The sequence below is a fragment of the Actomonas aquatica genome (assembly GCF_019679435.2).
Classification (GTDB): domain Bacteria; phylum Verrucomicrobiota; class Verrucomicrobiia; order Opitutales; family Opitutaceae; genus Actomonas; species Actomonas aquatica.
Genome location: NZ_CP139781.1, coordinates 283672 through 295435, shown reverse-complemented (window position 1 = coordinate 295435; position 11764 = coordinate 283672). Strand labels below are relative to the sequence as shown.

The window sequence follows — 11764 nt, the reverse complement described above, 5'->3', positions numbered from 1 at the left end:
TTGCCCGTCCTCTGGCGTGGTTATGCCCGACATCGCGCTACGCCCCGTCATCGTCACCTTGTTGGCGCTTCTCTCCTTCATCACCGTCCCCGCCCTCCGCGCCGCCGACCTGCTGCTCCTCGTTGGCGCCCCCGGCGAAGAAGACTACGCCGAGGTCTTCGCCGAAACCGCCGAAGCCTGGGCCGACGCCGCGGCCGCGGCCAACCTCACGGTGTCGCGAATCGATGGATACAGCGACGACGGCCTGGCCCCGCGCGATCAACTCATCACTGCCCTCGCCGCCCAACGCCCCGTCGCGGACGATCCACTGTGGATCGTCTATGTCGGCCACGGCACCTACGACCTGCGCAACGCGCAGCTCAACCTCGCCGGTCCCGACGTCTCCGCCACCGAGCTCGGCGAATGGTTGGGCGGCTTCGAACGCCCGCTGGTGTTTGTGCACGGCGGCTCCGCCAGCGCGCCCTTCGTCAACGCCCTCTCGCGGCCCAATCGCATCATCATCACCGCGACCGAAAGTGGTCATGAGGTGAACTATGCTCGCTTCGGTCTGCGTTTCGCTCGCGCCGTGATTGATCCGGAAGCCGACATCGACCGCGACGGTCAGACTTCCCTGCTCGAAGCCTTCCTCACCGCCTCGCAGCAGGTGCAGGCCTTCTACCTCGAGCAAAACCGCCTCGCCACCGAACACGCTCTCATCGACGACAACGGCGACGGCCGCGGCACGCCTTACGACTTCTTCAATGGCACCCGCCTCGCCGAAAAGCCCACCGATCCCACCGCCGTGCCGGACGGTGCCCGCGCCCGCGTTTGGTCCCTCGTGCCCTCCGCGGCCGAACGCGCGCTCACCGCCGAGCAACGCAGCCGCCGCGACGCCCTCGAAGCCGAACTCGAACAACTCCGCACCCGCCGGGACAGCATGCCCGAGTCCGACTACCTCGACGCCCTCGAAGTCCTCTTCCGCCAACTCGGCCAGGTCTACCGCACGACATCCGTCAACTCGTAGGGTCCTTCAATCAGGGACCGCCCCGTCCCCGTCGGCCTACTCCCGCGCCTTCGGCACAAACAACACCCGCACCGGATCCGGCACATTCACGATGCTGCGCCGCACGAAACTCAGCCGTCCGGTCTCCGCATCGATCGCAAACACCGCCACCGTATTCGAGTGACGTCCCGCCACCACCAGCCAGCGGCCGCTCGGGTCGATCACAAAGTTGCGCGGCCAACTGCCTCGCACCGGCTCCTGCTCGACTGCCGTCAAAGTCCCGTCGTCCGCATCGATGGAAAACACGGCGATGGAATCGTGTCCGCGATTGCCGACGTAGAGAAAACGACCCGACGGGTGCACCCGCACCTCCGAGGTGCTGTTGCTCGGTTCGTCGTGATCAGCCGGCAAGGTCGACCAGCCCGCCACACGCTCGTAGCCGATGCCGTCCGCCGCCGGCCGCAGCAGGTGCACAGTGCTGTCGAGTTCGCCGTTCACGTAGGCCCACTCGCCATCGGGCGCGAACGCCATGTGCCGCGGGCCGGTTCCAGCCGGAAATTCCAAGCGGGTCGTGATCGTCAACGCCGTTGCCTCCTCGTCGACCGCCAACGTCCACACGCAATCATTGCCCAGATCCACCACGTCGAGACGGCGCCCATCCGCGCGAAAACCCAACCAATGCGCCCGGGCTTGCTGCTGCGCCCGCGATGAGCCGGAGCCGATGAACGGCAGCGCCAGGGTCGTGATGCCGTCTGCACCGATCACCGCCGGATCGCCCAGCCGCATGACGCTCACCGTCCCACTGCCGTAATGCGCGGTCGCCAGTATTCGCCCGTCCGCCGAGATCGCGATATGTGTCGGCGCGCCGCCCGGCAGAGCCCGCCGCCCCAACTCCGTCAGCGTCCCGCCCGCATCGAACGTATAATAGCCGATCCCGGCAACCTCGCCGCCGCGGCTGGAGAACACCACGTTGCGCGTCGGATGCGCCACCAGCCACGAGCTGCCCGCAAACGCTTCCAACGCCTCCGGTCCCGCCAACGCGCCGGTTTCGTCGTCCAACTCCAAGCGATGAATCCCCGCGCCGCCCTGCACCCACAGCGGCCGCGACTCCGTCCGCGCTTCGGGCGCGCCCACTGCCGCCATTCCCACCGCGATCACCGAAAGCGTTGCAAGCCATTGTCTCATGCGCGCCATTCAGACGAATTCGCCGCGCGCCGACAGCAAAAACACGGTATCCTTGCGCCCACTACCTCGCCGAAGCCGTATCCGATTGGTCCGGTGCATGTTCGTGCTGGCCACCCCCGGCTTCGTCCTCCAATTGAACCCCCAAAATGGGCGCGTTTATTGAGCTGCAGAACATCACCCATCGTTACGGCGACCAGACCGTGGTCACCGACACGTCCTTGGCGCTCAATCAGGGCGAGGTCTTCTCCCTGCTGGGGCCGAGCGGCAGCGGCAAAACCACCCTGCTGCGCATTCTCGGCGGCTTCCTCACGCCGACGGCCGGTCGCGTCATCGTGGATGGACAGGACCTCACCAACGTTCCGCCCAACCGGCGCCCCATCAATACGGTCTTTCAAAACTACGCGCTCTTCCCGCACCTGACCGTGCGCGAAAACATCGGTTTCGGCCTCACCGTCGCCAAGCGCCCTCCCGCCGAGGTCAATGCCGAGGTCGATCGCATGCTCGACCTCATCGACCTGCACGAGCACGCCGCCAAGCGCCCGCACCAGATCAGCGGTGGCCAAAAACAACGCGTCGCCATCGCCCGCGCCCTCGTCAATCAGCCGCGCCTCCTCCTCCTCGACGAACCGCTCGCCGCCCTCGATCTCAAGCTGCGCCAGCGCATGCTCATCGAGCTCGAGAACATTCACGATAAAGTGGGCATCACCTTCCTCTACGTGACTCACGACCAGGGTGAAGCCATGTCACTGAGCGACCGCGTGGGCGTCATGAGCGAAGGCCGTCTCGAGCAGGTCGGCACGCCCATGGAGGTTTACGAAACGCCCCACAGCCGCTTCGTCGCCGGTTTTGTCGGCGATACCAATCTCATCGACGCCACCGTCGTGCCCGGCGGCAACGGCGAACCGACTCTCGCCCTCGCCACCGACGAGCTCGGCACCATCAGCCACGGCTGGGACGGCCAGGAAGCCCACGGTCGCGTCTTCCTCGCCGACGGTGAACACGCCCTCCAACCCGGGGCCCGCGCCGTGCTCAGCATCCGCCCCGAGCGTATCGCCCTGCGCCGCGAATGCCCGCCGCACCACCACGGCCAAAATACGATTCGCGGCGTCGTCGAAGACCTCATCTATCTCGGCTCCCGCACCCACTACCGCATCAAAGTCGGCGACCGCATGCTTTCGGTCTGGAAACAACACCGACGTTACCTGCCCGACTACAAGGAAATCACCTGGAACGAAGAGGTGTTCCTCAGCTGGTATGCCAATGACGGATACCTCATCGAGGAGCCCGTCAAGGAGGTCACCGCCGCCTCATGAAACGGCCGCGTTGGACGGAGTCCCTGTTGACGGTGCCCAGCTTCGTGTGGCTGGTGGCGTTCTTCGCGGTGCCCACGCTGCTGGTCTTCGCCTACTCTTTCAAACCGGCCGAGCTCAGCGGCAGCGTCGGCGAGGGCTGGACCCTCGACACCTGGCGCACCCTCGCCAACCCGATTTACCCCGCCATCATCTGGCGCACGATCTGGCTGAGCATCATCTGCACGGTTGTCTGCCTGCTGCTCGGCGTGCCCGTCGCCTACTGGATCGCCCGCCTGCCGCGCCTCTGGCGGCAACGCGTGCTCATCCTCATCATCCTGCCGTTCTGGACCAATTTCCTCATCCGCATCTTCGCGTGGCGCACCCTGCTGCACCCTGACGGCGGTTTGAAGAACCTGCTCGTGTTCTTCGGTTGGGCCCAGCCCAACGACCAGCTCCTCTACAACAACGGCGCGATCCTGCTGGTATTGATCAACACCTACCTGCCGTTCGCCATCCTGCCGCTCTACGCCGCCGCCGAGAAATTCGACTTCTCCCTGCTCGACGCCGCCCGCGATCTCGGCGCCACCAAATGGCGGGCCTTCCGCTCCATCTTCCTGCCCGGCATTCGCACCGGCCTCCTGACCGCGTTCCTCATCGTCTTTATCCCGGCGCTCGGCTCCTACGCCATTCCGGCCATCGTGGGTGGTCCCAGCAGTGAGATGATCGGCAACAAGATCGCCCAGCGCGCCACCACCGATCGCAACCTGCCCGAAGCCGCCGCGCTCGGCGCCGTGCTCACCCTCGTCATCCTCGTGCCCCTCGGCATCGCCGCCTTCCTGCGCCGCAAGGATCAACGGGAAACCCCGGCTGCCACCGACGGTCCCGCCGTCGCCGCCGGACCGGGAGGAAGCCACCCGTGAAGCAGAGCCGCATCCCGCTGCTCACCGGCCTGCTGGTGCTGGTGTTCTTCTACCTGCCCATCGGCATGTTGATCGTGCAGTCCTTCAACGCCGCCAAGTTCGGCGGCCAGTGGAACGGCTTCTCCTTCCGCTGGTATGAAGAGCTCTGGGCCCGCACCGACATCCATCAGGCAGCCTGGAACACGCTCCTGATCGCCCTGCTCTCGACGCTGCTGTCCGTCGTGCTCGGCGCCCTCGCCGCCTGGTGTATCCACCACTTCAAGACGCGCACGCAGCGCGTCCACTACGGCCTCATCTACGCGCCGTTGGTGGTGCCCGACATCCTCATGGGCCTCAGCCTGCTGTTCCTTTTCGTGAACGTCGGCGCGCAGCTCAGCCTCACCACCATCGTGCTCGCCCACACCACCTTTTGCCTGAGTTACGTCACGCTGGTGATGCTCGGCCGTCTGCAGGATTTTGACCCGGCCATGATCGAGGCCGCCCAGGATCTCGGTGCGGGTTGGGGCACGATCATCCGTCGCATCCTGTTGCCGCTGCTGGGCCCGGGTCTTGCTGCAGGCGCCCTGCTCGCGTTCACCCTCAGCATCGACGACTTTGTGATTACCTTCCTCGTGTCCGGTCCCGGCAATACCACCCTGCCGGTGAAGATCTTCAGCATGATGCGCCGCAGTTCGCCGCAGGTCATCAATGCCTTGAGTGTCATCTTCATGACCGTGACCTTTGTCATCGTTCTCCTCAGCCAACGTTTCACCCGATCCCAAACATGAAAAGACCCATCCTGCGCTTCCTCGCGGTCGGCCTGGTCGCCGCCCTCGCCCTCGTCTTCACCTCCTGCGCCAAGAAGAAGCCGGTGCTGCATGTGTATATCTGGAGTGACTACCTGGCCGATGGTTTGGTCGAGGAGTTCGCCGCCGCCAACGACTGCGAAGTCATCGTCGACGTCTACGACTCCAATGAAGTCATGCACGCCAAGCTCAAGGGCGGCGCCACCGGCTACGACCTCGTGTTTCCGTCCAGCTACGTCGTGGGCATGATGGCCGACGAGGGCCTGCTGCAGAAGATCAACCACGACAACATTCCCAATCTCAAGAACCTCGACCCGATCTTCGTGGGCAACGTTTCCATCGACAAAAAGATGGAGTGGAGCGTGCCCTACATGACCGGCGCCACCGGCATCGCCTACCGCAAGGATCAGATCGATGACTTCGACGCGACCTGGACCATGTTCGGCCGCAGCAAGCTCGCCGGCCGCATGACCCTGCTCGACGACTACCGCGAAGTCCTGGGCGCCGCCCTCAAGGTCAAGGGTTACAGCCTCAACAGCATCGATGCCGCTGAGATCGAGCAGGCCGCCGATCTCGCCATCGAATGGAAGCGCAACATCGCCCAGTTCGCCTCCGAAGCCTTCAAGGCCGGTATCGCCTCCTCCGAGTTCTACGTCGTGCAGGCTTGGGGTGGTGACATCCAGCAGATCATCGATGAGAACGAAGATCCCAACATCGCCTTCGCCCTGCCCCGTGAGGGTTTCCCGATGTGGGAAGACACCATGGCCATCCCGTCCGGCGCCGACAACGTCGAGCTGGCCGAGAAGTTCATCAACTTCCTCCACGATCCGGAGATCGCCGCCCGCAACACCGAGTTCAACTCCTACCTCTGCCCCAACTGGGCCGCCTACAACCACCTCTCCGAAGAGGTGCTGCAGAACCCCATCGTGGTCATCCCGCAGGACCTCCTCGCCAAGGGTGAACAGATCAAGGACGTCGGCGAACACCTCTCCAAATACACCGCCGCCTGGGACCGCGTAAAAGCCGCCCAATAACACGAAGCGGCAAAGCCCGCCGCCGGCCCCACTCTCCATCGGACGCGGGGCCCACACACAAAAAAGACCGCCGGATAACCCGGCGGTCTTTTTGCGTATAGTTGGTGAGGATCGAGGTGCGGCGCGGTCGACTTAGCTCGCCGCCGCTTCGTCGCTGCGGTTCGCCGCGATCGCTGCCTCCATCTCCTTCTCCACTTCCGGCGTGATCTTGTAGAAGAACACCGCGACGCCCGCGAGCACCGCGAAACCGGCCGGGATCCAACTCATGATCAGGCGCAGACCTTCGATGGTCTCCGGGGACTGATCCTGATTGGCAATGAAGCCGAAGCTGTTGAGCAGCACGAGGGACAGAGCCGGACCGAGAGACCAACCGATCTTCTGCGACAAGGTGCCAGCGGAGAACAGCAGACCCGTCGAACGCTGCCCGAGCTTCCAGGCGCCCCAGTCCGCCGTGTCTGCGATCATCGACCAGAAGAGCGGCATGAGCGGCGCGGAAACCGCACAACTGATGATCTGGTGACCAATCAGAAGAGGCAGATTGTCGGCCGGCACGAAATAGAACAGCGCGATGAAAATCGCCGAGGCGAAATTGATGATGATGAACGCGCGACGCTTTCCACCGAGGAACTCTGCGATCTGTTTCGTGAACAACACGCCCACCAACTGGACGATGTTGCTGGTGAGGTGGAAATACCCGCCCCACTCCGTGTGACCGGACACGTATTTGAAGTAGTGAATGGTGACACCACCACGCACCGCGATCCAGATGATGGTCAACACGCTGATGATGATCATCATCACCCAAGGCCCGTTCTTCGCGAGTCCCTTCAGGTCTGCCCACACGTTGCTCTTTTGCGCGGGCGGCGGCTTGATGCGCTCCTTCGACGTCTTGAATGTGATGAAGAACGAAATGGCTGCGATGACTGCGTAAACACTCACCGCCAACGTGAAGCCCAGACGCTCGTTGCCGCCGCCCAGAACTTTCACCAGCAGCAACATCGTGCCGCTCACCACCGCAGTGCCGGCAAACGCGCCGACAAACCGGAAAGACGACAACACCGTGCGCTCCTCCGACTTCGCCGTCATCACGCCCATCAGTGCGGAATACGGCACGTTGATCGCAGTGTAGACCATCGTGATCGCGGTATACGTGATGTAGGCGTAAACCAACCGACCGGAATCACTGAGATCAAACGCCGTAAAGGTGAGCACACCGATGATCATGTAGGGCGGGATCATCCAAATCAGCCACGGCCGGAAACGGCCCATCTTCGACTTCGTGCGATCCGCGATCACGCCCATGATGGCGTCGTTGATCCAGTCCCACGTCCGCACCGACGCGATCATCGCGCTGGCAGCCAGTGCCCCGATCACCATCACATCCGTGTAATAGTAGGTCAGGAAGTTCATGAAGATGCCGAAGTAGAGGCACGACGCGAAGTCACCAAAGGCGTATCCGACTTTCTCGGACATCTTCAGTTTCGCGGCGGCGTCTTCGGCAGCAGGGACAGACGCGGAGGGATTACTCATGGGAAGGAGCTGCTTTGCGCGGCGGGTCGTTCGACACGCGGCTCCCGACATCGGCAGGAGTCACGCCCTTGGACTCGACTAGCGGCAAGGGGTCTAGGGTTGAATGGAATCTGGTCAGGGTTAGGGAACACCAGCTCCGCAGGCACGGGCCAGTGCGCCCGGATCGTGTCGTGCTCCGCGCCGCAGGCAACCCGGAAACGAGTCATCATGCGTCCGCGCCCACCAAACCGCTCCTCCTCCGTAGGGAGCCGGAAAATAGACTCAATAACCGAGCAACGAACCTCTGGCTCGCCGGGCTCGTTAGGTCGCCTTCAGCGCCGCTTCACGCGCCCGATGAATCGCCAAAATGAAGGCGCGCAGCTTCGCGTGGTCCTTGATGCCCGGCGCGGTTTCGATGCCGCTGTTGGCATCCACAAAGCGCGCTCCCGCCGAACAGATCGCTTCGCCAATGTTCGCCGGATTCAGCCCCCCGGCCAACACCCACGTGTGCTGCGGATGCGCCGCCTGATGGCGCTGAAACTTCGACCAATCGCCGACCTGACCGGAGCCGCCGAAGCCACCCCGGTGGAAGGTGTCCATCAGGATCGTATCGGCAGCGCTCAGGATCCACCCGGGCACATCCACTTCCGGCGGCAGCTTCGGCGCGAACCAGAGACGTTCCCGGCCAACCTGCGTCGACCACGCCGCCACCTGCTCCGCTCCGACCTCCAGCCGAAAGTGAATCTGCACCCGATCAAAGCCCGCCGCCAAGACATCGGCCAAAGCAGACGCCTCCGGCTCGACCATCACCGCCACGCGCTTCCGCCCCTCCGGGAGCCGCGGAGCCATATCGCAAAACTGCCGCAAAGAAACGTAACGCGGGGACTTGGGATACAGGATAAAACCCAAGCAATCGGCCCCCGCCCGGTCCGCGTATTCCGCGTCCACCAGCGTGGTCAGACCACAGACCTTGAGCCTCACCCCATCAATCATCCCGCAAAGGCGTTGATGCTCTCGATGACGTAATCGACTTCCTCGTCCTTGAGTTCCGCGAAGATCGGCAGGCTCAGACAGGTGCGGGCGGTCTCTTCCGCGACCGGCAGCGCACCTTCCGCCGGACCGATCTCGGCATAGCAGGGCTGCTGGTGCAGGGCACGCGGGTAGATCAGGTCGGTGCCCACCCCGGCCGCCATGAGGTGCTCCCGCAAACCATCACGGTTCGGCTGCAAAATAGTGAACTGGTGATAGACCGAATCGCCCCACGGCGCCACTTGCGGCAGCACCGTATCCGCCAGTGTGATACCCGCACGATAGCGGGCCGCAATCTCCCGCCGCCGCGCGGTCCACTTCGGCAGGTGAGCCAGCTTCACCTTCAGGGCACCGGCCTGCAGCCCTTCCAGGCGGTAGTTGTAGCCGACCGCGTCATGTTGGTAACGCACGTTGGAACCGTGCACGCGCAGGAGCCGCACCTTGTCGAGCAGGGCTTCGTGCTGCGAAATGACCGCCCCGCCCTCGCCCACGCCACCGAGGTTTTTGGTCGGGTAAAAACTGAAGGTGCCCACCGCCCCCATCGTGCCCACCGGCTTGCCCTTGTAAGTGGCGAGATGCGCCTGCGCACAGTCTTCGATCACCGGCAGGCCGTGCTTCTCCGCCAAGGCCAGAATCGGATCCATGTCGGCCGCCTGACCGAAGAGGTGCACCACCACGATCGCCTTGGTCTGCGGCGTAAGCGCGGCTTCGATCGTCTCCGCCGTCGCATTGAAGGTCTTCGGATCGATGTCGCAAAACACCGGACGCGCGCCGACGTAGCTCGCCGTCCAGGCGCTGGCAATGAAGGTAAAGGCCGGCACGATCACATCGTCCCCGGGCCCGAGATCGAGCGCCCGCGCCGCCAGATGCAGCGCGGCCGTGCCGTTGGCCACGCCGACGGCGGGAGCTCCGGCGGACGCGCTAAACGCTTCCTCAAACGCGACCACATCGGCCCCGAGACAAAACCGGCCCGCGTCGTAGGTCGCGGCAAAGGAAGAGAGAATTTCCACCCGCAGCGCGGCGTGGACACGGGAGAGGTCGAGAAACGGAACCTTCATGATAATCGAGGGGGACGCAACGTGCATCGGGTTCGGTGGCGCCGCAAGCACCCGCTGCGACCACCGCACCGCCACGGGAGGAGTTCAGTCTTTCGCCAGCCGCGCCACGAGGGCGGCGACCAAATCGTCGAGTCCAGGTTTTTTGGCCTCAAACGCGATCGGCATGCCCAGCTGTTTCATGGTGTCGGATGTTTGCGGTCCGATCGACCCGGCCAGAGGACGCTTCGCGCCGTCTTCCAACGCGAGGGCCTTGGCTTGCGCGGTGAACGCTTCCACCGCCGAGGAGCTGGCGAAGAGGATGGCATCGGCGCCCTTTTCCCGGAAATCGTGCGCCGCCGGATTCTCCGACAGGTCGAGCTTCTCGGTGCGATAAAGCGGCAACACATCAACTATCGCCCGGCCTTCCTCTTCGAGCCGCTTGACCAGCGTTTCGCGATTTCGATTGCCGGTCACCACGATGACTTTGGCGCTGTCGAGGCTGTCAGTCGCAATGAGCGCATCCGCCAGCGCATCGGCCGTCGCGATCTCGGGCTGACACTCCACCTTCAACCAACGACTGCGCACCGCCCGCGCCGTCGCTTCACCCACACAGGCGAATCGCAGCAGCCCCAACGCCCGCACGTCGTCATAGGCTTTGGCAAACTGCTCGAAGAAAATATTCACGCCGTTCGCGCTGGTGAAAACGATCCAGTCGTAGGAGCCGAGCTCCGACACGATCTCGATCAGACTCTCCCGGTGCACATCCGGCACCACGTTGATCAGCGGCAACTCCACGACTTCGGCGCCGAGGTGCTCCAACTTCTCGCGCAAGCCACTGTTGCCGCCGCGCGTGCGGGTGATCGCGATGCGACGACCGAAGAGCGAAAGGTGCTCAAACCAATCGACGGTCTCCTGGTGCAGCACCACGTCGCCGACGAAGATGATCGACGGTGCCTTCAGGCCGGCCTCCGCCACCGCTTCCACCAACGTCCCGACCGTCGCGGTAACACTGCGTTGGCGACCGAGCGAGGCCCATTGCACGACCGCTGCCGGGGTGTCGGCCGCGAGCCCGCCTTTTTGCAGGCCTGCCATGATGTCGGCGAGACGACTCATGCCCATGTAGATCGCCAGCGTCGTGTTGCGCAACGCGCCCAGCGCCGGCCAGTCGACCTGCAGCTCATGTTTGTTCGGATCCTCATGGCCGGTCACGAGCACGAGGGACGAGCTGGTATTGCGATGCGTCAGCGGAATACCCGCGTATGCGCCCGCGGCCAACGCGGCCGTCACGCCCGGCACCACCTCAAAACGAATCCCATCCGCCGCCAGTGCGCGGGCCTCCTCGCCGCCTCGCCCGAAGACGTAGGGGTCGCCGCCCTTGAGGCGCACCACGCGTTTGCCCGCTTTGGCGCGATCGACCAAGAGCGCCTCGATCTCGGCCTGCGGCACCGAGTGGAAGCCGGCCTTTTTGCCGACATAAACCACCTCACATTCGGACGCACACCACGATACGAGGTCCGGGTGGACCAGATAGTCGTAAACCAAAACATCCGCGCTCGCGATCAACTCACGCGCCCGAAACGTCACCAAACCGAGGTCACCCGGTCCTGCTCCCACGAGATAAACGATGCCTGCACTAGCCATATGAAGGAGCAGCGATCTCACATTCCGCCGCAGGAGCCAAGCACCGCGTTCGACTCGCCTCTAGCCCGCAACTAACGCAATCATCTTGCCTCACCACAAATTTCGCCTGAATTTCGTTCACCTATAATAGGTCCGAATGGGCAGGATTACTTACCCAGTAGTCATTGCACTCAAGTAACAACTAGGGACAAACTCCTATACAATGCTCACCAAGGGTCAGTTTTTGCGCCGCTTCGTTGCCTGCTTTGTCGGGCTGCTGGCGCTGGCTGTTACCGCCTCCGCCCAGCTGACGATTCGGACGTGGACATCCAATGGTAACCAAAATTTCGGCCGCAATTCCAACTGGTCCG

The 11764-nt window shown here is 63.6% G+C and carries 10 protein-coding genes; 5 read left to right on the top strand and 5 right to left on the bottom strand.

Going from position 1 to position 11764, the window contains the following annotated elements:
- Window positions 1–22 precede the first annotated feature (22 nt).
- The gene (locus K1X11_RS01140; protein ID WP_221028972.1) at window positions 23–1003 is read left to right on the top strand and encodes a hypothetical protein; all 981 of its coding nucleotides are present in this window, start codon (window positions 23–25) and stop codon (window positions 1001–1003) included.
- A 36-nt stretch (window positions 1004–1039) separates the two neighbouring features.
- On the opposite strand, the gene K1X11_RS01135 is transcribed toward K1X11_RS01140, so the two are convergent.
- Window positions 1040–2167, bottom strand: coding sequence for a lactonase family protein (locus K1X11_RS01135; protein ID WP_221028973.1), 1128 nt, complete (start codon window positions 2165–2167; stop codon window positions 1040–1042).
- A 146-nt stretch (window positions 2168–2313) separates the two neighbouring features.
- Between K1X11_RS01135 and K1X11_RS01130 the strand changes: the two genes are divergently transcribed.
- The 4 genes from K1X11_RS01130 to K1X11_RS01115 are packed head-to-tail and all read left to right on the top strand — an operon-like array spanning window position 2314 to window position 6198.
- Entirely contained in the window at window positions 2314–3480 is a 1167-nt protein-coding gene (locus tag K1X11_RS01130; protein WP_221028974.1) for an ABC transporter ATP-binding protein, read from the top strand.
- A complete protein-coding gene (locus tag K1X11_RS01125; protein ID WP_221028975.1) occupies window positions 3477–4379 on the top strand; it encodes an ABC transporter permease in 903 nt (300 codons plus the stop codon). Before K1X11_RS01130 ends, K1X11_RS01125 begins: the two co-directional genes overlap by 4 nt.
- Window positions 4376–5146, top strand: coding sequence for an ABC transporter permease (locus K1X11_RS01120; RefSeq protein ID WP_221028976.1), 771 nt, complete (start codon window positions 4376–4378; stop codon window positions 5144–5146). Before K1X11_RS01125 ends, K1X11_RS01120 begins: the two co-directional genes overlap by 4 nt.
- Entirely contained in the window at window positions 5143–6198 is a 1056-nt protein-coding gene (locus tag K1X11_RS01115) for an ABC transporter substrate-binding protein (protein ID WP_221028977.1), read from the top strand. The genes K1X11_RS01120 and K1X11_RS01115 overlap by 4 nt, the downstream gene beginning before the upstream one ends.
- A gap of 132 nt (window positions 6199–6330) precedes the next feature.
- Here K1X11_RS01115 and K1X11_RS01110 read toward each other — a convergent pair whose 3' ends face one another.
- From K1X11_RS01110 to cobA, 4 genes are all read right to left on the bottom strand, one after another.
- Window positions 6331–7728: an MFS transporter gene (locus tag K1X11_RS01110; protein WP_221028978.1), complete on the bottom strand. Its 1398-nt coding sequence runs from the start codon at window positions 7726–7728 to the stop codon at window positions 6331–6333.
- A 300-nt stretch (window positions 7729–8028) separates the two neighbouring features.
- Window positions 8029–8700 carry a phosphoribosylanthranilate isomerase gene (locus K1X11_RS01105; protein WP_221028979.1) on the bottom strand — a complete coding sequence of 224 codons (672 nt, stop codon included), beginning with the start codon at window positions 8698–8700 and terminating at the stop codon, window positions 8029–8031.
- Window positions 8697–9794 carry a DegT/DnrJ/EryC1/StrS family aminotransferase gene (locus K1X11_RS01100; RefSeq protein WP_221028980.1) on the bottom strand — a complete coding sequence of 366 codons (1098 nt, stop codon included), beginning with the start codon at window positions 9792–9794 and terminating at the stop codon, window positions 8697–8699. The genes K1X11_RS01105 and K1X11_RS01100 overlap by 4 nt, the downstream gene beginning before the upstream one ends.
- Window positions 9795–9878: 84 nt before the next feature.
- The gene (gene cobA / locus K1X11_RS01095; protein WP_221028981.1) at window positions 9879–11414 is read right to left on the bottom strand and encodes a uroporphyrinogen-III C-methyltransferase; all 1536 of its coding nucleotides are present in this window, start codon (window positions 11412–11414) and stop codon (window positions 9879–9881) included.
- Window positions 11415–11764: the final 350 nt, after the last annotated feature.

What these genes read in the sequence shown, in the direction of transcription:
- K1X11_RS01140 (WP_221028972.1), top strand. Translation starts at nt 23, where the DNA reads ATGCCCGACATCGCGCTACGCCCCGTCATCGTCACCTTGTTGGCGCTT.
- K1X11_RS01135 (WP_221028973.1), bottom strand. Translation starts at nt 2,167, where the DNA reads ATGAGACAATGGCTTGCAACGCTTTCGGTGATCGCGGTGGGAATGGCG.
- K1X11_RS01130 (WP_221028974.1), top strand. Translation starts at nt 2,314, where the DNA reads ATGGGCGCGTTTATTGAGCTGCAGAACATCACCCATCGTTACGGCGAC.
- K1X11_RS01125 (WP_221028975.1), top strand. Translation starts at nt 3,477, where the DNA reads ATGAAACGGCCGCGTTGGACGGAGTCCCTGTTGACGGTGCCCAGCTTC.
- K1X11_RS01115 (WP_221028977.1), top strand. Translation starts at nt 5,143, where the DNA reads ATGAAAAGACCCATCCTGCGCTTCCTCGCGGTCGGCCTGGTCGCCGCC.
- K1X11_RS01110 (WP_221028978.1), bottom strand. Translation starts at nt 7,728, where the DNA reads ATGAGTAATCCCTCCGCGTCTGTCCCTGCTGCCGAAGACGCCGCCGCG.
- K1X11_RS01105 (WP_221028979.1), bottom strand. Translation starts at nt 8,700, where the DNA reads ATGATTGATGGGGTGAGGCTCAAGGTCTGTGGTCTGACCACGCTGGTG.
- K1X11_RS01100 (WP_221028980.1), bottom strand. Translation starts at nt 9,794, where the DNA reads ATGAAGGTTCCGTTTCTCGACCTCTCCCGTGTCCACGCCGCGCTGCGG.
- cobA (WP_221028981.1), bottom strand. Translation starts at nt 11,414, where the DNA reads ATGGCTAGTGCAGGCATCGTTTATCTCGTGGGAGCAGGACCGGGTGAC.